Origin of the sequence: Lysinibacillus composti, assembly GCF_016908465.1 — a bacterium.
Taxonomy (GTDB): domain Bacteria; phylum Bacillota; class Bacilli; order Bacillales_A; family Planococcaceae; genus Ureibacillus; species Ureibacillus composti_A.
The window spans coordinates 18337-41814 of the sequence record NZ_JAFBDY010000022.1 but is presented as its reverse complement, the minus strand read 5'-3'; the positions used below and the strand labels follow the sequence as shown (position 1 = coordinate 41814).

The 23478-nt window shown below is 35.8% G+C and carries 19 protein-coding genes; all 19 read right to left on the bottom strand.

The window, feature by feature from the left end; genetic code table 11:
• Window positions 1-151 precede the first annotated feature (151 nt).
• Complete coding sequence (gene ftsH / locus JOD29_RS16725; RefSeq protein WP_124766634.1) at window positions 152-2191, bottom strand: ATP-dependent zinc metalloprotease FtsH; 2040 nt, start codon at window positions 2189-2191, stop codon at window positions 152-154.
• A gap of 130 nt (window positions 2192-2321) precedes the next feature.
• Window positions 2322-2864, bottom strand: a complete 543-nt coding sequence (gene hpt / locus JOD29_RS16720; protein ID WP_124766635.1) for a hypoxanthine phosphoribosyltransferase — start codon at window positions 2862-2864, stop codon at window positions 2322-2324.
• Between the two features lie 180 nt (window positions 2865-3044).
• Window positions 3045-4442, bottom strand: coding sequence for a tRNA lysidine(34) synthetase TilS (gene tilS / locus JOD29_RS16715; protein WP_124766636.1), 1398 nt, complete (start codon window positions 4440-4442; stop codon window positions 3045-3047).
• Window positions 4443-4555: 113 nt separating this feature from the next.
• On the bottom strand, window positions 4556-6955 hold the full coding sequence (locus tag JOD29_RS16710) for a SpoIIE family protein phosphatase (protein WP_124766637.1): 2400 nt from the start codon (window positions 6953-6955) through the stop codon (window positions 4556-4558).
• A 745-nt stretch (window positions 6956-7700) separates the two neighbouring features.
• A complete protein-coding gene (locus tag JOD29_RS16705; protein ID WP_124766638.1) occupies window positions 7701-8138 on the bottom strand; it encodes a S1 domain-containing RNA-binding protein in 438 nt (145 codons plus the stop codon).
• 291 nt (window positions 8139-8429) lie between these two features.
• A complete protein-coding gene (locus JOD29_RS16700) occupies window positions 8430-8855 on the bottom strand; it encodes an FtsB family cell division protein (protein WP_124766639.1) in 426 nt (141 codons plus the stop codon).
• A gap of 45 nt (window positions 8856-8900) precedes the next feature.
• Complete coding sequence (gene yabQ / locus JOD29_RS16695) at window positions 8901-9386, bottom strand: spore cortex biosynthesis protein YabQ (protein ID WP_124766640.1); 486 nt, start codon at window positions 9384-9386, stop codon at window positions 8901-8903.
• Window positions 9383-9682, bottom strand: coding sequence for a sporulation protein YabP (yabP, locus tag JOD29_RS16690; RefSeq protein ID WP_124766641.1), 300 nt, complete (start codon window positions 9680-9682; stop codon window positions 9383-9385). Before yabP ends, yabQ begins: the two co-directional genes overlap by 4 nt.
• Window positions 9683-9821: 139 nt before the next feature.
• Complete coding sequence (locus JOD29_RS16685; protein ID WP_124766642.1) at window positions 9822-10112, bottom strand: RNA-binding S4 domain-containing protein; 291 nt, start codon at window positions 10110-10112, stop codon at window positions 9822-9824.
• A 4-nt stretch (window positions 10113-10116) separates the two neighbouring features.
• Window positions 10117-11580: a bifunctional methyltransferase/pyrophosphohydrolase YabN gene (gene yabN / locus JOD29_RS16680; protein ID WP_124766643.1), complete on the bottom strand. Its 1464-nt coding sequence runs from the start codon at window positions 11578-11580 to the stop codon at window positions 10117-10119.
• Between the two features lie 8 nt (window positions 11581-11588).
• Window positions 11589-13202: a putative polysaccharide biosynthesis protein gene (locus JOD29_RS16675; RefSeq protein ID WP_124766644.1), complete on the bottom strand. Its 1614-nt coding sequence runs from the start codon at window positions 13200-13202 to the stop codon at window positions 11589-11591.
• Window positions 13203-13601: 399 nt separating this feature from the next.
• The gene (gene spoVT / locus JOD29_RS16670) at window positions 13602-14138 is read right to left on the bottom strand and encodes a stage V sporulation protein T (RefSeq protein ID WP_124766645.1); all 537 of its coding nucleotides are present in this window, start codon (window positions 14136-14138) and stop codon (window positions 13602-13604) included.
• Between the two features lie 239 nt (window positions 14139-14377).
• On the bottom strand, window positions 14378-17908 hold the full coding sequence (gene mfd, locus JOD29_RS16665; RefSeq protein WP_124766646.1) for a transcription-repair coupling factor: 3531 nt from the start codon (window positions 17906-17908) through the stop codon (window positions 14378-14380).
• Window positions 17909-18123: 215 nt separating this feature from the next.
• Window positions 18124-18351 (bottom strand): anti-sigma-F factor Fin, encoded by a 228-nt coding sequence (locus JOD29_RS16660; protein ID WP_124766647.1) that lies wholly within the window; start codon window positions 18349-18351, stop codon window positions 18124-18126.
• Between the two features lie 197 nt (window positions 18352-18548).
• Entirely contained in the window at window positions 18549-19115 is a 567-nt protein-coding gene (gene pth, locus JOD29_RS16655; protein ID WP_124766648.1) for an aminoacyl-tRNA hydrolase, read from the bottom strand.
• A gap of 460 nt (window positions 19116-19575) precedes the next feature.
• Window positions 19576-20205 (bottom strand): 50S ribosomal protein L25/general stress protein Ctc, encoded by a 630-nt coding sequence (locus tag JOD29_RS16650; protein WP_124766649.1) that lies wholly within the window; start codon window positions 20203-20205, stop codon window positions 19576-19578.
• Between the two features lie 245 nt (window positions 20206-20450).
• Window positions 20451-21410, bottom strand: coding sequence for a ribose-phosphate diphosphokinase (locus JOD29_RS16645; RefSeq protein ID WP_124766650.1), 960 nt, complete (start codon window positions 21408-21410; stop codon window positions 20451-20453).
• Window positions 21411-21438: 28 nt separating this feature from the next.
• Entirely contained in the window at window positions 21439-22809 is a 1371-nt protein-coding gene (gene glmU, locus JOD29_RS16640) for a bifunctional UDP-N-acetylglucosamine diphosphorylase/glucosamine-1-phosphate N-acetyltransferase GlmU (RefSeq protein WP_124766651.1), read from the bottom strand.
• A 377-nt stretch (window positions 22810-23186) separates the two neighbouring features.
• Complete coding sequence (gene spoVG, locus JOD29_RS16635; RefSeq protein WP_124766652.1) at window positions 23187-23477, bottom strand: septation regulator SpoVG; 291 nt, start codon at window positions 23475-23477, stop codon at window positions 23187-23189.
• Window position 23478 lies beyond the last annotated feature (1 nt).

Below are 23478 nucleotides of genomic sequence, written 5' to 3'. Positions count from 1 at the left end.
TACCATAAGAAGTGTCCAAATTACATTTCGGACACTTCACATACGACGAAGCCAAAAACAACAGTTTTCCACCAAACAAATATCATTGCTTTATATTTTACACAACAAAAAACTGACTGCCACGCATTATGCATTGGCAGTCAGTTCATAATTATAAGTCTTTATTATTGCCTTCTTGGATACCTTTAGGATCCTCAGGGTTTAAACGGTTGTCTTTCGGTAAGTCTTCTACCGTTGGACTTTTTTGTTGACCAATAACTTCTTGATTTACGGATGCAGAACCAGATGTTTCAATGCTTACATCGTTTGATTCATTTCCTAATCTTTGCTTTTCTTCAACTTTAGGTTTTTCATTTGTTTCTTCGGGAAGTTTACCATAATCACGTAAATGTTCGATTTGCTCTGCATTTAATGTTTCATGAACCATTAAAGTGTTCGCAATTAAGTCTAACAAGTCACGTTTTTCTGTAAGAATTCTCTTTGTGCGCTCATATTGTGCATCCACAATATTTTTCATTTCCTTATCAATTTCATAAGCGATTGCTTCTGAATAGTTTTGCTCGGAATTGAAGTCACGTCCTAAGAACACGTTCCCACCTGATGACGAACCAAATTGTAATTGACCAAGCTTACTCATACCGAATTCAGTTACCATTCTACGTGCAATACCTGTTACCTTTTGGAAGTCATTATGGGCTCCCGTTGATACTTCACCTAAAACAATTTCTTCAGAGGCACGGCCACCAAGTAGACCGGCAATGCGATCTAATAAATCATCTGTTGTAGAGAAGAATCGTTCCTCTTTCGGAAGCATGATCGCATATCCACCAGCTTGACCACGGGGTACAATTGTTACTTTGTGTACTTTTTCAGCAGAGTCTAGTGCTAAGCCAATCACTACGTGACCTGCTTCATGGTATGCTACAAGACGTTTTTCTTTATCTGTATATTTGCGGGATGTTTTCGCAGGACCTGCAATTACGCGGTCACTTGCTTCATCAATATCAACCATCTCAATGGTCTTCTTACCTTTACGTGCTGCTACAAGTGCTGCTTCGTTTAGTAAGTTTTCTAAATCTGCACCAGAGAAACCTGGTGTACGTTGTGCAACTGCTTCTAAATCTACTTCACTTGATAAAGGCTTGTTACGACCATGCACTTTTAAAATTTGAGTACGACCCTTTACATCTGGATGGCCAACCGTAATTTGACGGTCAAAACGACCAGGACGTAATAACGCTTTATCTAGAATATCTGGACGGTTTGTTGCGGCAATAATAATGATTCCTTCATTAACACCGAATCCATCCATCTCAACTAATAATTGGTTTAATGTTTGTTCGCGTTCATCATGACCACCGCCGAGACCTGCACCACGTTGACGACCAACTGCATCAATTTCATCGATAAAGATAATACAAGGTGCATTTTTCTTTGCGTTTTCAAATAAGTCACGAACTCGGCTTGCACCGACACCGACAAACATTTCAACGAAGTCAGAACCTGAAATCGAGAAGAACGGTACTCCTGCTTCACCAGCAACTGCTCTTGCTAATAATGTTTTACCTGTACCAGGAGGCCCAACTAGTAAAATACCTTTCGGAATACGAGCTCCCATTTCAGTAAATTTACGATGATCTTTTAAGAACTCTACTACTTCGACTAGCTCTGCTTTTTCTTCATCAGCACCAGCTACATCTGTAAAACGAACTTTTTTCTTTTCTTGGTCATAAAGCTTAGCTTTACTTTTCCCGAAGTTCATCATTTTATTTCCGCCACCTTGAGATTGACTCAATAGGAAGAAGAATAGAATGATAATAATAATAAACGGAATAATCCCCGTAAAGAATTGAACCCATCCACTTGTTTCAGGTGCTTTAACAAAGTTTATATCAGGGTCATTCTCTATTGCTTGAGTTAACTTTGCCATTAGCGCCTGGTTGTCTTGAGGAAGATTTACTGTAAACGTTTTGCCTTCTTCATAATTTGTTAAGGCACCTTCTACTACAAGCACACCAGCGTCTGGTTGAATGTTTGCATATTCAACTTTACCAGTGTCCAACGCATCTAAGAACTCGTGATAGCTTAATTCTTCAGATGGTGTATTTCCACCATTGAATGTCCCAAAAATGCCTATAATAACGAGAAAAATTAATAAATAAAATATGGTATATCGAAATATTCGATTCATCCCCAGCCTCCTCACAACATGACAGAAAAACTATAAGTAAAATGTTAACATACCATTATTTCCATATACAACGAAAAGCATCAGTAATTTCAAATTGTTACATATTTAGTCAAATTTAATTTGAAATTTACTAAAATGAATATACTTCACGTTTTAAAATCCCAATGTAAGGTAAGTTTCTATACTTTTCTGCGTAATCTAAACCGTATCCAACTACAAAGCCATCTGGTACTTCAAACCCTACGATATCAGCATCTAATTTTACTTTTCTTCCAGATGGTTTATCTAAAAGCGTTACGATTTTAATCGATTTCGCTTTGCGATATTTGAAGAGATCTACTAAATAACTTAAAGTTAAACCACTATCAATAATATCCTCGATAATAATGACATCTCGACCTTCAACACTTGTGTTTAAGTCTTTTAAAATCTTAACTTCCCCCGAAGAAACTGTTGCGTTTCCATAACTAGAAACGTCCATAAAATCGATTTCAATATATGAATCAAAACGTTTCATTAAGTCTGTCATAAATGGAATTGCACCTTTTAAGACCCCAATTGCTAGTGGAAATTTATCTTTGTATTCTTCTGTTAATTGTTCACCTAGTTCTACAATTCTTTCTTGAATTTGTTCTTCTGTTAATAATACTTTTTCAATATCTTTTTGAATCATATAAATCCTCCTCGACTTGTTCAACGAACTTCAGTAAATATTCCTCAGGAAATTATACCGTTTAAAATTGTATTTCACTACAAATGTGTGCTTACATATAAAACTTTAATCTCGCTCTGAATGATTATGTACTTCATTTTTACTCAATATTCCATACTTTTAGAAGTTTAGGTAAAAATGTTAATTGTTTCTCCCAATTAGTACTATCATATCATCATTAGGACGCAATTTCTTAGAAAATTTATTGTTAAAGCGAATACCTAGTACTGCAATTACCTCGTCATTTGAATTGACTAAAAGAGGCCACCGATCGCGTTGGTCTAAAGGTACTTTTTCATCTATAAATAGACGGGACAGGCGTTTTTCCTCTGTCATTCCTTTTAGTGCTATACGATCTCCTTCTTTGCGAGTTCTAACAAAAAACGGGGGTCTAACTGTAGTTGAATCGAAGTAATACGCATCAACATTTTTGAAATGTGTGTTCACTACATAAGAGGCATTACCTATGTATAAATGAATGCCAGATTGCAGTTCATTCCACTTATTTAGATTTATTGATAAAGTGGAAATTTTGCTTTTTACATTTCTTTCTTTAAAAAGAGTCACTTTACTATAGTGTCTCTTAGCCACAATCTGTTCTGGTAAATGAATCATCGCACTTCCTTCTTGTGTGTTGCACAGTTGCAAAATTGCATTACCCATCGTGTGACTTTGGGAAATATTAGTATTGCTGTATAGATAGTTTAATAGTATTAAAATGATTCTTCTTTGTAAAGCAACAGGTTCTTTTTGAAGGCTGTTAATTGAAAATGAAAAACTGAATTCTCCATCTTTCTTTACTATTTGCGAAAATCTCTCCTTTGCAAGCTGAAATAAAAACTCATCATCTTGTTGTGTATTTTCCACTAATTGTACTGCATTCAGTGCTATATTATTATTTTCTTCCTTAAGTAAGGGTACAATATGGTGTCTAAATCGATTACGCGTATAGTCATCTTTTGCATTACTTGCATCTTCTCTATATGTGCCTTTTACCCCTTCTAAATATTCCCAAACCTCCGACTTTGTAACCCCGAAAAATGGCCTAATTATTGTTCCAAAAGAAAATTCCCGTTTAGCTTTCATTCCTTTGATGGACCCAGCTCGTGTTATAGACATAAGTACTGATTCCAATTGATCATCTGCATGATGTGCTGTAACCAGTTTATTGATTTGTTTATTTTCCATCACTTCTGCAAAAAAGCGATACCTTTCTCTTCGGCAAATTGCTTGTGAGTTCCCCCCCTCTTCCTCCAATATTTTAGGAATAGGAATTGCTGTACTAAATACAGGAATATTATGCTTCTTACAAAACTCCTCCACAAAAACACGATCTTGTGCAGAAGTTTCTCCTCTTAGCATATGGTCAACATGGGAAACAAATATCTCAATTTTATATCGTTGTTGAAATTTTAGAAAAAAATGTAGTAACCCCATCGAATCAATCCCACCAGAACATGCAATAAGAAGACGGTCCCCGCGTTCAATTAATTGATGTTCTGTTATATAGTTCTCTACTTTCCTTTCAAATGATACCATCTGATTTCGCCACCCTTACCTACTGTCTATCTCGGTGTATATAATATTAGGTTGAATAGGCATAGAAAACTTTTTCCCACCTATTCAACCAACTAAATGATGTAAAGAACCGATCATGAAGTACTTTTACTTTTCGGTTTAACTACTGCCCACTTCGGAACAACATGCGACACTGTAAAAGCAATTACTGTACAATCATCTTCTACTTCATAACGACTTTGGAATGTATCCATTACGTCATATAACATAACTTCAATTGGAATGCCATTTTTAATGCCTGATTTCATTAATTGAACAAAATACTGTTCCTGTTCATCCCATTCATAGGCACTGGAGAATAATCCATCTGAAACCATGAGAATATAATCATCAGCTAATAGATTCACTCGTTCTGTTTCGATTGAAAATACTGGCATAAATCCAACTGGAGCAGAAGCACCATCAACTTTTAAAAGTTTTTCTCCTCGTAAAATATAAGTAGACATACTTCCTGCCTTCCACGACCATAACTCACCTTTTTGTAAGTCCACTAATGCAAAGTCAATTGTTGCATACATATCAACTTCACGATTTAAAGACATGACGTAGTGTAACGTGTGCATTGCCGTTTCAGGATTCATATTATAACTTAAGCATTCTCTCATTAAGCGAACTAAGCGCCTACTTTCACGTTGTGCTTCTTTACTAGATCCCATTCCATCAGAGAGCATTACAGCAACAAGGCCAGGATGAATATGAAAAATTGCATGTGAATCACCTGAGACCCATGCGGAATTCTTGGCTCTGCTATATATATCATACTCTAATTGGTATCGAACTGCAGAACGGAAACGAATTTGAATATGGGCAAATGGCTTTTTTTGCTCCGTAATTTTTTCAACTTCAAATGGTTCAGAAAATACATCAAATAGGATAGGTAATATAATTCGTTCACATAGTAAATTCTGTTCCTCCACCGTGTTTTGCCTTTTAGCAATAGAACAAATTACCTCACGTTCCCCCATTGTATTGCTCAGTACATCAATTTGAAAACATTGTACTTGTGCAATCCGAAATTGCTCATATAATTCTTCCTCGATTGTTTTAAATGATAATGTTTCCTCCTTCATATCTTTCATTAACTTGTTTAAATGATTACTCAAATCTCTTAGCTGCAATGCGATCATTTTTTTCCCGTGATAGAATTGCCCGTTCATTTTATCGTTATATAATTGATAATCAAGCTCTTCTAAAAGCTTTGTCGTTTTTACACATTTTAAACGAATTCGATCTTCTGCTATATTCTGTTCAGTTTTACTAAAGCCATTTTTAGCAACAAACCAATCTTCAATTAGTACTTCCATACCGTTGTTGGCATCTTCTCCCCAGCATCGATCATAACGGAAGCAACTCATACATGTTGCGCACGGTTCAACTTTTCGCACTTCATCTACGGCTTCTGTCGAAGTAAAACGATCGAAGACTAATTCTTTCATGAATAAGACAAAGTGCTGAAACGTCTCCAGCTTTTCCGTCGTGTGTTCTGTTACCCATTGTTGACGCTGTATAAGTACTTCATCGCGTTTCGGATGAATGGCATTGTTTAAAAAGGTAAAGATGGTTTGAGGTAATGCCAAAAACACAATCCCTGAAACGGCAATGGAAACGAAGTAAACTGTATCAAGGGGAAGTGTTGCATCATAGAAGAAGAAAAACACGCTTGGTACTAAACTTCCTAGAGCAACCCCTATTCGACCTAAGCCATTAAATAAACCTGCCACAACACCTGTCAGTGCATAAACAGCAATAAATCCTGTGAATGAAAGCTCGGAGACTCCAACCAAACAACCAACTATTGTGGCAACCATGGCCGCAATTGGAACTCCACCTGCCCTTGCAGCTATACAAATAGCTAAATGGAGAACAAAGGGAAATAATGCGAAGTATGAAACTGTAATTGATTGCATCCCTGTTAAAGCCATTGCAAGAATAACAAGACCTGCTCCTACCCGTTCATAACTCCACCCTTCCGCCCAAAAACGATGTGGTTGAACGAAGAATAATTGAACAAAGATCGTCATGAAGAATGCTAAGATGACCTCATAATAAACGTATAATTGGACAATTACCGGAGGCATACCACTACTCGCGATTGTTTGCCAAGCAAATTGACCAATAAAAGCAGCTAGTGCAACTGATACACTGACCGGCAGTTTCCAATAACGAAAACGGACAATTAATTCATAGAGCATTAGTTGTAAGCAGAGTATTAACGCTTGTCCTACACCTAAGGTTATTGCTCCTATGAACCCTCCAATAAATACTGCCCATTTCTCATTTTCATAACGTTGGCAAACAATTGCCCATAGTGGTAATAGAAACGGAACGGCAGCATCAAACATAACTGCCTGTGATAGAAATATAGCTAGAGATAAAAAGAAGAGGTGAATTAAGAAATTAGTCTTTTTTATAGTAAACCGAGCGACTATTCCTTGCCACGTCGACTTCTCCTTTAACGTTTCTATATTAGCCATTTTTTTCATTCCCTTCGAATCTATTTTCCGCTAATTATATAAGAGAATGATTGTAAAATTTGTCTAGTAGTGAAGCATTTAAAGAAAATTGTTCGACTTATTTTTTGGTAAGTTTACATTTTACAAATAAATCCTGACTTATAGGAATTGCATAAGATTTAGTAATATGTTTGCTTATTTACCACCTTTTAAAATCCATGAAGATCTTTCGAAGTCTTTGCCCTCATTCGCTTGAGGTTTCGAATACTACTGAAAGGAGCTTATTTTTCCTACTAAATTGGTGTAAATCTTCTGTACTTTTAACTCCGTTAACAAGACTGTATAAGACTTAGTGAATGAAGATAAATAGAGTTTACTGTCGGATTATCGAACAAAATGATAGGTGCTTTTAAACTTTTTTTAAACCAAGTAAACTTAAGCTAGTTTATTCAGTATATGGAGGCGTGGCTACTATGTTTAAAAGTTTATGGTCCTTTGCACTTATGTGTTCAATTGGTTCTATTTTGATTGTTTTAGGTACAATGTTAAATCTATCTCCCTTGTTACAGGTCTTTTTATTACTAGTTGGACTAATCATTAGCTTAGCAACTCTAGGTGGGCTAATAAAATTACTGCTTAGTAAAAATAATATATGACTCCGCTTTTGCTCATTTCATTTAAAATAAAAAAACTGATTATGAAATATTCATAATCAGTTCCAAAGAATCTATATTACACTTTTTCTACGATTAAAACAGACAGCAAACTATCCTCTTCTAGCTCCACGGCCGCCGCGTTTAGACTCAGTAGCGCGTTTTAATGACGCAAGGCGTTCATCACTATCTTTCAAGAAGCGTGCCATCTTTTGTTCAAAATTCTCTTTTGGTTGACCTCCATTTCGGTCGTTTGATCGCTGATTATCACGACGTGGACGGTGAGGACGTTCAGGTCTCTCCGGTCTTTCTGGTTGAGGTTTTGCTTTACGGATTGATAAACCAATCTTACCATCTGCCTCAACATTCATCACTTTCACTTCGACCATATCGCCAACTTTAAGATGGTCATTAATGTCCTTCACATAGTTATCTGCTACTTCACTAATGTGAACAAGACCCGTTTTGCCGTCTGGCAGCTCAACGAATGCTCCGAAATTAGTGATTCCTGTTACTTTACCTTGTACTTTGCTGCCTACTTCAATTGACATAAAAAAAATGTTCCTCCTTAAAAATTAAGCGGCTTTATATAGCCATATATTCAAATTAAAAACGTGTAAAATTTAATTCGTTTCTCTTTTATTATAGCCAACAAAAAAAGAGTGTCAACAAGACAACTCTTTTTCGTGTTGTCCGCTAACACTTTTATATATTGCACATTTCTAGCTTGTCTACTCTGAAAATAAAGATTTTGCTCACATTTTTATAAAAATCACACCAAATCCATCCAATTGATGGCGGCTAAATTTTTTAAAAATTTAAAATCTTTTTATAATGTAAGGCTATTCCTTATCTTTTTGCTTTTTTTGTTCTTTGTTCCCCTCTTCTGGAATCGTGAAAATGATTTCACCATCGTCAGAAAGGAAATACTCTTTTCTTGCTAATTTTGCAAGGTATTCATCGTCTTCAAGCTTCGTAATCTGTAAATTAAGCTTGTCTTGCTGCTCTTTTACTTCTTCAAGCTGAGCTATGACTTCTTCTTTTTGTTTTTGCTTATCTACTAGTCTGTCATTTTGTTTCACAATAGTACTTATTAAAAAGACTAAAATGGCTGAAGCAAAAATAGTGAATACAAGCATCCGTCTTCGAAATAGTACCTTTTGTTTTTGCAACATTTTTGACTGACTATCAGTAGTACGAACATAGTCATTTTGAAGCGTTTTAACAGTATTATGTTTTGTCTCGACCTGTTCACGACGCTTAGCCATATCCGTCACCTCCGTATAGCCACATATAGTTATTATACTGATGATTTATCGTTTTTTAAAGATGCTTGTCCTAAATTTCCTATGAATTTTTGGTAAAAACCTCTTATATAGTTTAATAAAGGGTGTTAGTAGAATTAAAATAATACGAATTAATAATTTAAAAGTAGTTTTAATAATCGTTAGTATTAAATTAATTATAAAAACAATCGGATTAATAATTAGAATGACAAATAAACGTCCTAGGAAACGGAAGAAACGCTGGAAAACCGCTTCATATAAAAAGATTCCAGAGATTTGCGCTAATGGGTCAACTAACCGCCATTCTCCACCCTTAACCGTAAATAAAATGTAAAATGTTATCGCACCTAATAAAGCCCAAACTGAAAGCTCTATTCCGTACGTAATTTTTCGTAAAAGTGATTTCGGTGACATAAGGAGCAGCATAGATCTTATACAATCAATCACTGCACCTACAACTATGCCACTAGCAATCATAATTATGATACTAACTAATTGCTCACTAACGGTCATCCAAACAATTTATGGAGTAAGCCTTTTGATGACCCATTTTCTTCATCGTCGTATTGTAACATTTTTACGTTTCCTTCTAATGTTAACAATCCTTTGTCGACGTCTAAGTGTACAATACGCAACTCGTCTCCGCGAATTAATAAATGACCTTGAGCAGTTCTCACATAAAATTCCTCTTGGTCAAAACGTTCAATCTCTTTAACAGAAGTCATGTCCATTCTTTTTCTATTTCTTACTGTGACAAGATGATCTCCAGACGTAATTGTATAACGATTACTTTCTTGGTGTAGTGTCATATTATTTCCCCCTTATTTTAGTGATTTGTTCTGTTCAATTTATGCTCAAAACGAAAGAAGCATGACAACAAATTTGTTATCATGCTTTAAGAATTTAATATTCTTATCTAAAATATATTTTTCATTTAGTTGAAAAACTCTATTCTTCATCATCAACGAACTCAGGTTCAACCTTATCAAGCTTTTCTTCTTTTAGAATCGTAAACATTTTTGATGCTTCTTCTTTGCGTACATTTTCTCTTAAATCTTCTACCCGTGCCGTAACAATCTTTTGGCCAAAGCGAATGGATAATTCATCTCCAACTTTTACAGTACTACTCGCTTTTGCGACTTTTCCATTAATATTAATTCGCCCTTGAACTGCCACTTCCTTTGCTAACGTACGTCGTTTAATTAATCGAGAAACTTTTAAAAATTTATCTAAACGCAATGGTCTATTCCCCTTTTTCTATAGTTTTTGCTTCATTCCAAAAAGCATCTAATTCCTCAAGTGTGAATTCTTTAAATTGTTTTCCACTCTCTTTTACTTTCATTTCAACGTGATGGAAGCGACGAGCAAATTTTTCATTTGCATGAATCATTGCTTCTTCAGGCGAAATTTTATAGAAGCGTGCTATATTAACAAGAGTAAATAATACATCACCAAATTCATCTAAACGAGATTTTGATGACCCATTTGTTACTTCTTCTCTGAACTCTTTCCACTCCTCTTCGAATTTACCCCAAGCTCCATCAGCATCAGGCCAATCAAAACCAACAGAAGCAGCTTTTTTCTGGTAGTTAAAGGATGTTTGAAGAGTTGAACTCGCTCTATATTCGCCTTTCAATAGATCCTCTACTTCTTTGCCTTTTTCTATTTGTTTAATGGCATTCCAATTTGTAACAACTTCTTCAGCATCTTCTACATTTACGTCTCCAAAAACATGCGGATGACGACGAATCATTTTTTCACTAATCGAAGCCAATACTTCTTCTAAGTTAAAATATCCTTCATCTTCTCCGATTTGAGCGTGTAAAAACACTTGTAAAAGAACATCTCCTAATTCTTCCACAATTCCAAAATCATCTTCTTCATCAATAGCTGCTAAAAGTTCATGGGCTTCCTCAAGTAAATACTTTTTTAAACTTTCATGGGTTTGTTTTTGATCCCAAGGACAACCATTTGGGCCCCTTAAAGTTGCTATTATTTTACGGAAGGTTGTCCAATCCTTCAGTGCATCTTCATCGTGTTCAACAGGTGGTACATAGACTGTTGTTAAATTATTTATTTCTACTGATTGATCGAGTTCATACAATGGTACTGTTTTTAATGATTCTTGTGATGAACCAGCAGCTATCACAATTGTAACAGGGTAATCATCACGATATTTTTCCATTAAGGTAAGCTTTACTTCAGAGGCACTAAATGCATCATATACTTGAGCAATTAATATATGTTGACGCATATTTACATCATGAATAGAAAAGCTTGTTCCATCTAATAATTGAAATCCATCGATTGGGTCAATTTTTAATGCACTGAAAATTGGGTCTAGAAAGCTTTGTCCACCTTCTATTTTTAAATTCACTTTTCCCTCTCGTTCAGCTGAAATTAATAATTGTATCGTCTGTTCAGCTACTAGTGGATGTCCTGGAACGGCATACATAACATTTTCAACTTTGGCAAGTTCAATTAGTCGATTTGTAATTTCTTCATAAACCGGTTGAAATGTATCATGCTTTTCGTACACCTCATCAAAACTTTCAAAACGTATTCCTTCTTGCTTTAATTCACTAATTACCGGATGGTCAACTGTTCTCACGTAGATTTTCTCTACTGATTTTAGTTTTTTATAAACACCCATTTGTAACTGATCAAGTTCTGCAGCACCTAAGCCAATCACTGTTAATTGCTTCATTTTACCACCTACTTCTTTTTATTCAACCACAACTGATATCCTGCCATTTTTCGTCCAAACGGCAATAAAAACCATTCTTTTTCTACTAACAATCTGAATTTAGCGACAAATGTCAAAAATACAAAGGCTCCTATTCCTACTAAACATAATGTAAAAAAGACTGCTTTCAATCTTCCAGAAAATAAACCTTCACAAGTAAAAATCAGTATTCGTTCACTTACAAAGACGGAAATAATCATTGAAAGGCTTGCAAGTAAAAGTTTTATGTAAAAATTACTTGATGCGTAGTGAACTTTTGTGACTCTTTTTAAATAAATCATTAAAATAAAAGCACATAAAAATAAAGCAATATTACTTGTTAACGCAACTCCTAGTAAACTTAACTTTGGAATTAAAGTAAAATTCCCAACGACCTTCAGTAGAAGAACACCTAATAAAATAAAGGCAGGTATTTTTAATTTACCATATCCCTGTAAAATGGCTGTAAAGGTCAAAATAATTGATAAAGGAATAATTTGCAGAACATAAATTTTCAAGATTACCGATAATGAATTGGTTTCAAATAACATTTCATTAACGTATGGCATGACAATTACAAGTCCTAATGCTGCAGCGAACCCAAAGATAATCGTACTTCTATACGTTAATTGAATAAAAGGAATAGCTCCTCGACCACTTTGTTTTTTTGAATAATGTGCCACTAAAGGTACAATAGCAAGAGATAATGACGAGGCAATAATAATTCCTAATTGAACAAGTGGTTGACCTCGATCATAAATTCCCTTTGTGATCTTTGCAGTCTGCTCATTCATCCCCGTCTCTAACAGCAAAGAGTATACCGTAAAAGAATCAATTAGTTGAAAGCCTAGTAATAGGAGACTACTCATACTAACGCTTAAACTCAAAGCGGTAACTTCCTTAATAATTGGCCATTTCTTTAGACGATGGTTCTTTTTCAACCTTGGGATAGAAGTTAGTTTTTTGGTGTAATAAATTAATAGTAAAACTCCTGCTATCTCGCCTATAACAGTACCTAATATAGCCATATTTCCAGCTAAGTATAGTGATTTAGAGGTTGTCATAACAAAAATAGCACCAATTAAAATAATGCTAACACGAATCGCTTGTTCGAACACTTGTGCATAGGCAACAGGGGTCATTTCTCCTCTAGACTGAAAAATCCCTTTCATTAGGCTTAAAATTGGCATAAACAAAGTCACAAAGGAACCTGTCCGTAAAAGCAGAGCCAATTCTTGATCTCCCATAAGAGTCGCTAACCACTCTGCACCAAAAAACAAAATAGCAAAAAATATCAGTGATAAAACCGTTAGATATTGAAATATTGTTCGAGAAATAAACCCCTTTTGATGGTGAGTACCTTCTTTTCCATTATCCGCATCCGCTAACATCTTAGAAATGGCAACAGCAAATCCACCTGAAGTCCAAACAACAAACAATGATATGAACGGATAAACTTGTTGATAAACATAGAAACCTTGATCACCAACTAAATTTTGAAAGGGTACTCGGTACACTGCACTTAACGCTTTTACAATTAACGCAGACAACGTTAACAATAGTGCTCCCTTCATGTATCCCTTCATTCCAAAACTCTTCGACATAAAAATCCTCTTCCTAATATATACAATAGCAACAGTATAACAAAGAATAGCGGAAGTGGCTCGTTCAGGCTCGAAACTCACTGGAGACTCTGACCAGGAGGCGTTTTTTGCTCTGACAGAAGAGTCGAAGTGACGTGAGAGCCTAGCCACTGTAGCCAGACATAAGAAAAGTGGAGAACGCCCGTTAGCATCACAACAGCAAAAGCGTGAGGATTTGCCTTTCGCAACTAGACATCAAGAAAAGCGAAAGTGGTTCGTTCAGGCTCGAAACCTACTAGCATATTTATCATACTTTTTTGGGAATCCCCTTCTTGTGGTTATGTTGCACAAATACCACACCCATCATTTCCTAATTCCATTAAAAAACGCCTCCTTTCCAGAGGCGTAGGGTTTTCATATTTAGTTTTCCATTTGTTTTGCAAAGAAATTTGCAGCAGTCTCTGCAGCTTTTTGTTCCACTTCACTTAAGAAATGGACTTTAGAAATTAAGTAAATTGCTCCAATTGTATCGCCATTTGTAACAATTGGCGCTACACAGTAAGACTTTACTTGCTCAAACTGACCAGGTACAAACTCAATTGTTGTCTCATTTTTGTCTAAAACAACCGAACGTTGTTTCATAAAATCTTCTGCGAATACCGAAAGTCGTCTGTTGACGTATTCCTTTTTTGATAAACCCGCTACCGCAATCATTTCATCACGGTCACTAATAAGTGCAGGAGTTCCAATTGTTTCATATAAAGAATCAGCATACTCTTTTGCAAATTCGCTTAGATCATTAATTGGTGAGTATTTTTTAAGAATTACCTCACCTTCACGGTCTGTATAAATTTCTAGCGGATCACCTTCACGAATACGCATTGTTCTGCGGATTTCTTTTGGAATAACAACGCGACCTAAATCATCAATACGACGTACGATTCCTGTTGCTTTCATCTTGTTGCCTCTCTTTCAGTATTAGTTTTCACATAAATAGTATGGTTACTAATTGGTCGATGTATGCAAAAAGTGTATTAAGAGGATAATCTTCAAAAGTTATGAACTAAATATGAATTTTATTATCCTATTGATAATATTTTCTTATTTGTTCAAAATTATTCATAAAACTAATAAGGCTGATGGGTTAATTAAATAAATTTCCCATCAGCCTATTTTTGAATAGCTAAGAATTCTGGTTACACCTTTGAAGGGATTTCCTCTTTCCTTGCTTTCGCAATAATCTCAACCATTTGTTCTAATACTTCAAACGGTGGATGTTTAGCACATTTCTTCTCATCAATTGTCACAATTAATTTAGAGCCGTCCATTCCAAATCCAACTGCACGTTCAAATTTCATGGAATCTGCAACGATTTTACTTCCATCAACATTCGCTGTACCTTCTTCAGAAAGATAGATTGAAACCACTTTTTGTTTTTCTTTAATTGCCGTAATTTTAGCTTCTATTGCAAAAACTTTCATACGCGCAATACGTAATAACTTTTCTGTTTCTATTGGCATATCCCCGAAACGGTCGATTAATTCATCGAAGATTTCATTATAATCCTCCATACGCTCCATTGATTTAATTCGTTTATACATTTGTATTTTCTGATAACCATCTGGAATATATTCGTCTGGGATATATGCATCGGTATGAAGAATGATTTCTACTTCTTGTTTTTCCTCTTGCTTCACACCATAACGACGTTCTGCAATAGCCTCTTCTAACAATTGTGAATATAAATCGAAACCAACTGAATCAATGAATCCATGTTGTTGAGCGCCTAGTAAATTTCCAGCACCTCGAATCGATAAATCTCGCATGGCAATTTTAAATCCAGAACCTAATTCCGTAAACTCTTTAATAGCTTGGAGACGCTGTTCTGCTACATCTGTTAGTACCTTATCACGTTGATACATAAAGTATGCGTAGGCAATACGATTAGAACGTCCAACACGTCCGCGTAATTGATAAAGCTGTGATAAACCCATACGATCCGCATCATGGACAATGAGCGTGTTTACATTTGGCATGTCTACACCCGTTTCAATGATAGTCGTTGTGACTAGTACATCATACTCGCCATCTAAAAAGCTAAGAATAATGGATTCAAGTTGAGACTCTGTCATCTTTCCATGAGCATATCCAACCCGAGCTTCTGGTACAAGCATTTGAATTTCTTCAACCTTACGGGCCATATCCTCAACACGATTATATAAATAGAATGTTTGCCCTCCCCGTGCCATTTCTCTTTCAATTGCTTCACGGATAAGTGCACCATTATATTCCATTACATATGTTTGAACTGGGAATCGATTTTGTGGCGGTGTTTCAATAACAGAAAGGTCACGCACACCGACCATTGACATATGAAGAGTACGTGGAATCGGTGTAGCTGTAAGCGTTAAAACATCGACATTTGTTTTCAATTGCTTAATCTTTTCTTTATGTGTTACACCGAAACGCTGCTCCTCATCCACAATTAGTAATCCCAAATCACGGAACACAACATCCTTAGATAAAACTCGGTGCGTCCCAATTACAATATCAACTGTTCCATCATTTAAGCCTTTAATTGTTTCTGTCTGTTGTTTCTTCGAACGGAATCGACTTAAAAGGCCAACATTAATAGCATAATCTTCAAAACGCTCCTGTATCGATTCATAATGTTGCTGCGCTAAAATGGTCGTAGGAACTAAAAACGCAACCTGTTTACCATCCATAATAGCCTTAAACGCTGCACGAATGGCAACCTCTGTTTTTCCATAACCAACGTCTCCACAAACTAAGCGGTCCATTGGTCTCTCTCGTTCCATATCTCGTTTTACTTCAATAATTGTACGTAATTGATCTTCTGTTTCCTCATACGGGAACGAATCTTCAAATGCTCTTTGGTCATCAGAATCAGGGGTAAATGCATAGCCCTTTTCTGCTTCACGTTTTGCATAAAGTTTAATTAAATCGTCTGCAATATCTTGTACTGCTGAAGTAACTTTGGCTTTTGCCTTTTTCCACTCTGCTCCACCTAGTTTATGAAGCTTCGGTTCCTTTCCTTCAGATGCAACATATTTTTGAATTAAGTCTATTTGATCTACCGGTACATATAATTTGTCGTCTGCTCGATAACGAATATGAAGGTAATCTTTATGTGTTCCGTTTACTTCAAGCGTTTCAATCCCAATATATCGACCAATCCCATGATGAATATGTACAACATAATCACCTGGTTTAATTTCCGTATAACTTTTAATACGTTCTGCATTTGACATTTTTTGAGAACGGGATTTTTTCTTTTTCGCTTGATGTTTAAATAATTCGTCATCAGTTACAACTGCAATTCTTTGTAAGGGTAATTCAAACCCCGTCGACAACACTCCATCGACTAAATATATACCTGGTTCATTTGGTGTACCAAAAAGACTATGAATATTGTAATCTTCCAATGTACTTTGTATTTTCTTTAAACGGTCTGTCCCATCTGCAACAATTAATACAGTAAATTTCTCTACAGTCCATCGTTCCACTTCGTTTTGCAGAAGAGCAATTTGTCCATGAAATTGCTGCATCGGTTTACATGAAAAACTAGTTGTTTTCTTAAAACTAATTCCTGAGAAGGAACGAGCAAATAGCGCAAAATATAATTTTGGCTGTTTTAGCATCCCGAGGATCTCTTTGAATGTAAAAGAAGGTTTTACATCATGAACTAGCTTTCCTTCTTCTATTAGTGAAAGAAACCACTCTTCCTCTTCTCTCTCCCACGCATCCATAACCTCTTGAATACGACCTAGTTCATCGAATAAAACAATTCCATCTTTAGAAAAATAATCACCTAGAAAGGCAAGCTCATCATATAAAAGTGAGCCATATTTAGGAATATGATTTGGAATGTTTCCCTCTCTAAGCATTTCGATATCATATTGGATGTTTTGATATAGTAATTCCTGAATTTCCTTCTTTTTAATTTTCTTCAAACTTTTAGCAAGTGCTGTTTCTAAACGTTCAGCTAATGCTAAACGCTGATCTGAATTTAATAAAATTTCAGCCGCTGGTAAAATTCGAGCTGAATCTAGTTTTTTAATTGAACGTTGGTCATCCGCAGAAAACTCACGAATTGAATCAATTTCTGTATCAAAAAGTTCAATTCGAATAGGTGAGTCTGCATAAGGTGGGTAAATATCCAAGATGCCCCCACGTAAAGCAAACTCACCTGGTGTCGTTACCATCGAACTACGCGTATAACCCATCGTTACTAATTGTAATAACCAATTGTCTATTTCTATATCTTTTCCGACAATTGCCTCTAAGTAATTAGCATTCCACTGTTCAGTAGGCGTCATTATTTTTCTCATCCCTGCAATCGGAATGATATAAATTGCTACATCATTTTTCGCTAGATGATCTAACGTTGCAATACGACTAGCACGTAATTCAGGAGAAGCAATTGATAAATCTGCTGCTAAAAACTCCTCTGCAGGGTAATAATGTACAAGCTCATCACCTACAAGCGAGGACAGATCATCTACTAACTTTTGCGCTTGTAAAAGGTTTGGAGATAAGATATATAGTGGTTTTTTTGTTTCTTTAAATATCGAGTAAATCATACCCGGGCGTGCACTACCCGTTAGCCCCGTAATTAGTTGTGAATCTATAGTTGATTCTTTTATTTGGTTGATAAATGTATTTATATGTTTATCTTGAGAGAATAATTGATGAAGCACTTCCATTTTTAAACCTCCTCCCACCTTCTATGTATTCTATTTCTTTTGTAAACTCTTATTAATTATATATGAATAGAAAGTGATTCCATTTATTTAAGTCCGCATTAATAATTGCTGTTGTCAAAAATCCTCTGCTTTAAAAATTCTCTGTATAAGTGAAAAAGACTAAAGCGGAAAAAGCTTTGGACTCGGGTTAACCACGAGTACCAAAGCACTTTCCATTATTGTAGCCACTTTTTAAGTGCATAATAATCGGGAAATTGACGTAACGAATCCTCACAATGCTCGCAAATACAATGCACTGTTGTATCGCCATGCTCATTTTTTTCAATGTAATCATCTACTTCCCCTACTTCAAATAGATGAAGTTTACGAATTGTTTCATCTGCATCAAATGGTAGTGAACCTATTTCCGTTTCACAGTGTCGACAACGATATCGAACAGGCATGAAGATGTCCTCCTTTAAGTACTGTAAGCAAAACTAGCTTCTGTACTCAAAGTATAGACTTAACTTCTATTATTTATGCATCTAATCAAAATCATATGCCAATGATTAGTCCAAAAACTAGTCTTACAACGAGTATTATTGGTTCCAACCTAAGTCATAATATTTGTCAAAGTAGACCAGAGAGGTAATTTTCTTATCTACTGAGAGACATTAAAGGAGGACATCACATCTAAAAACTTTTTAGAAAGTGACTCTTCAACAGCAGCAACAGTTTTTCCGATTGCTTCTTGTATGAAAGGTGCATCCTCTTTTGAAAACTTCGCTAAAACGTAATCTGCTACTTTCATACCAGCAGGTGGGCGATTAATGCCCACGCGGATTCGATTAAATTCTTGCGTGCCTAAATGTTGAATTAATGACTTAATTCCATTATGACCACCAGCACTACCTTTTTGTCGTAAACGTAACTTTCCGGTTTCTAAATCCAAATCATCATAAATGACAATAATATCTTCTAGATCTATATCAAAATAATCCATTATTGGGCGTACACATTCACCTGATAAATTCATGTATGTTAGCGGCTTTAATAGCATCACTTTTCCTTCTGGTCGATGAACTGTTGCATACATACCATTAAATTTAGCTTGGCTTAAAGGCGCGTTCCACTTTTCGGCTAATGCATCAATACATTCGAAGCCAATATTATGTCTTGTATATTCATATTGCTTGCCTGGGTTTCCAAGACCTATAATTAATTTCATTTTTTCCCTCATCCTTTTTAAGAAAAGCGTAAGGCGCCCGCTTATCCGTGACAAGCATAAGGCAAGCGCTGAGAGAAGGCGCTTCTTTGCCTTCTAAAGCGATTGACTTATGACCTCGAGCTGATGGCGCCTGTAGCTAGACACTGATCAAATTTCAAAATGCACACTTTCTTATCTTTTAAACTAATCATAGATTATTTTACCATATACAACTTTCCAATCGCATTCGAAACCATTTAAATTAATAAGATTTACTAATATGTAAAATTTGTAATAAACTTTTTTGCTGTTAATTACACAGATTTATAAAGGTTATGCTTAAAGTAACTCAACTCATAGGTGATCATTTAGTCAATATCCACCACTTTATTAGGCGAAGTACTCATCGTAAAAAGTATGCCTAAACGTAGAAAAAAATTGCACGGGAAATTAACCCCATGCAATTAAGAAACGTTCGTTTTTAAGCTTCTGATTCAGGAGCCTCTGTTGCTTTAATATCCTGGTTCCCATCATCACCTTGTCCAGCTGTATCGTCACTAGCCGTTGCAGGAGGAGTCACTGTGACTAATGTATCCTCATCTGGGTTTAACACTTCAAAATTCACTTTGCTACGAAAATCAGCTACTGACAACGAACCATTAATTTCAATGTCTGATACATCAATTTCAATAGATTCTGGAATGTTTGACGGTTTTACTTTAATAGTCAATTCACGAATTGGCTGTGTTAGAACGCCGCCTTCTTTTACTCCAATAGACTCCCCAACAATTGTAATTGGCACTTCTACAGTAATTTCCTCGGCCATATTAATGGATAAAAAATCAATATGCTTCACATGACCTTTTAAAGCACAACGTTGTACCTCGTTTATAATGGCATTTACTTGATTACCTTCAATATTAATTTTAAACACACTTGTACGGCCAAGCTTTTGAACTGCTTTTGCAGTTTCTTTATAGTCCATTACAATTGGTGTTGATTGTATATTATACCCATAGATTACTCCAGGTAATTTTTCTTGTTTTCTAAGTTGATTAATTGTTGGTCCTTTACCTTTTGCCCTTGTTGCAGCTTGTAAAACTATATCCATTTCTTATCAAATCCTTCCAGAAAATAATATCAATTTAAGTATGTCTCGATTTTTGGAAGATTAAACATAAGAAAAGCGAAGAACGCCCGTTTAGCTCCGACAACAACAGGAAGGACTGACTAAAGGTCACTTTTTGCGCTGTCGTTACACTTTCCGCATTGAAACTGTTAACACTTCGAAAGTTTATACAATCAATAAAAAGCCTAGTAGCTGTCAATTGACAGCTACCAGGCTTGAAGGTCATATTAATCAAATAATGTACTTACGGATTTGTTTTCGTATACGCGAGAAATAGCTTCTGCCATTAATGGTGCAACAGATAATTGTTTAATTTTTGGAGATCTTTTCTCTTCACTTAATTGAATTGTATTAGTAACTATTAATTCTTTAATAGCAGAGTTTTCAATACGTTCAATTGCAGGTCCAGATAATACTGGGTGTGAACAGCAAGCGTAAACTTCTTTAGCACCTGACTCCATTAAAGCGTTAGCTCCAATTGTAATTGTTCCAGCAGTATCAATGATATCATCTATTAAGATACATACTTTGCCTTCAACATTACCCACGATGTTCATTACTTCGGCAACATTGGGCTTTGGACGGCGCTTATCGATAATAGCAATCGGTGCTTTAAGACGCTCTGCCATTTTACGAGCACGTGTCACACCACCATGGTCAGGTGATACAATACAAATATCTTCAGGATTAATATCTTTTGTTTTAAAGTAATCAGAAAGAATTGGAACAGCCACAAGGTGGTCAATTAATATATCAAAGAAACCTTGAATTTGTGGAGCATGTAAATCTAATACGATAACACGATTTGCTCCAGCAGTTTCTAAAAGGTTTGCAACTAATTTAGCAGTAATTGGTTCACGAGCTTTTGCTTTACGATCTTGTCGGGCATAACCATAATAAGGAATAACAACGTTAATTGTACGCGCTGATGCACGTTTTAAAGCGTCAACCATTATTAATAGTTCCATTAAATGTTCATTAACTGGAGCTGAAGTTGATTGCACTACGAACACATCACACCCACGGATACTTTCTTCAATGCTAATTTGAACTTCCCCATCACTGAAGTGTTTAACAGACGATTTACCAAGTTCTACGCCCATTAATTCTGCGATTTCATGTGCTAATGGATAGTTTGAATTAAGTGAAAAGATTTTTAATTTTGAATCTGCATATTGATACGGCATGATGGCCTCCTAAAAATTTTAAAAAAATTTATTTTGAATTTAATTTCTTTACGTATTCTAGTTTATTCTCTTGTCGTGCACGGGCAATGGCTAACGCACTTTCTGGTACCTCTTTAGTAATCGTAGAACCAGCAGCGATAAATGAGCCTTCACCTAGTGTCACAGGTGCAACTAGGTTAGAATTGCAACCTACAAAAACATTATCTTCAATTACTGTTTTATATTTATTTTTACCATCATAGTTAACTGTGATGGAACCACAGCCAACATTAACATTATTTCCTACTTCAGCATCTCCAATATAGCTTAAATGAGATACCTTTGTTTCATTACCTAAAGTACTTTTCTTCACTTCAACAAAGTTACCAATTTTCACATGGTTTCCAAGCTGTGAATCAGGGCGCAAGTGTGCAAACGGACCAACTGCCGTATCTTCACCAACAATACTATTCGTAACAACAGAGTTAAGAATAGACGTACGGTCTCCAATTTGGCTATTAGTAATTTGACTATTAGGACCAATGATACAATCTTCACCGATCATTGTTTTCCCCTCAATTATAACACCGGGTTTAATAATTGTGTCAGGTCCAATATTTACCTCAGCACCAATATGTGTTGTTTCAGGGTTGATAATCGTTACACCGTTTCGCATATGTTTTTCATTAATACGTGCACGCATAATTTGTTCGGCTTGTGATAAAGCTACTCGATCATTAACACCTAATGTTTCATCAAAACTTTCACAAGCAAAGGCAGAAACAATTTCGCCTTGTTTTTGTAAGATTTCAATTACATCTGGTAAGTAGTATTCACCTTGTGCATTTTCATTATTTACGAGCTTTAACGCATCAAATAATGCTTTATTATCAAAGCAATAAGTTCCCGTATTAATTTCTTTAACTAATTGTTGTTCAGGTGAAGCATCTTTTTGCTCAACAATTTGTGCCACTTGACCTTCCGCATTACGAATTATGCGACCGTAACCAGTTGGATTTTCCGCAACAGCTGTTAAGATTGTAGCCTTTGCTTTTTGGGCAACATGATGCTCAAGAAGCGCTTTCATTGTTTCGGGACGAATTAATGGTGTATCGCCACAAACAACTAATGTTGTACCTTCAAGTGAAGATAAATTAGATTCTGCTTGCATAACAGCATGGGCAGTTCCTAATTGTTCTGCTTGTAATACGTATTCACTCTTATCACCAAGTTGTTCTTTTACTTTTTCTGCTCCATGGCCAACAATTGTAACAATCCTCTCCACATCTAATGATTGGATGTGATCGACTACATGTTCTACCATTGGCTTTCCACAAACAGGATGAAGCACTTTATATAATTTGGACTTCATGCGAGTTCCTTGACCTGCTGCAAGTATTACCGCAAAAACGTTAGTCATTGTAAGTCCTCCAATTTTGGTCATTTTCTCTTAAGACTATATAGTAAATTCACTCAAATTTCAAGGTGACTTAGCTTGACAATCGAGTGACAATATCTAATTTATCAATTACGTGTTAGCTTCATTGCTTCCGGATTTTGAATTCTGCTAGTTCCAACACGAAGGTCGAGACGACAATATAAATTTTACGACTTGTCGGAGAATTTAAGCCGTGCATATCGATGGTCAATCTAACCTTGGATCCCCACTGATAATGTGTGAGGCCATTTGTACTCATCTCTACCCTTTATAGCTTTTTATTTAATGAAGTTAATAATTTATGATAATAACAACAAAAAAGAGCCTTCTCATATAGGAGTGGCTCTCATTCGTTGAAATTATGCATTTGCTTCTTCTAATTGTGGTACTTCTTCATCACTTGTTGCGTGATAAGCAGCTAAAACTACTTCTTGAATTTTGTTACGTGTTCCAGAATTAATTGGATGTGCGATATCGCGGAATTCTCCATCTGGTGTTCGTTTACTTGGCATTGCTACGAATAAACCAGTATTTCCATCTATCACGCGAATATCATGTACAACAAACTCATCGTCAAGCGTGATTGAAGCAATCGCACGCATGCGACCATCAGTTTGCACACGACGTAATCTTACGTCAGTAACCTCCATT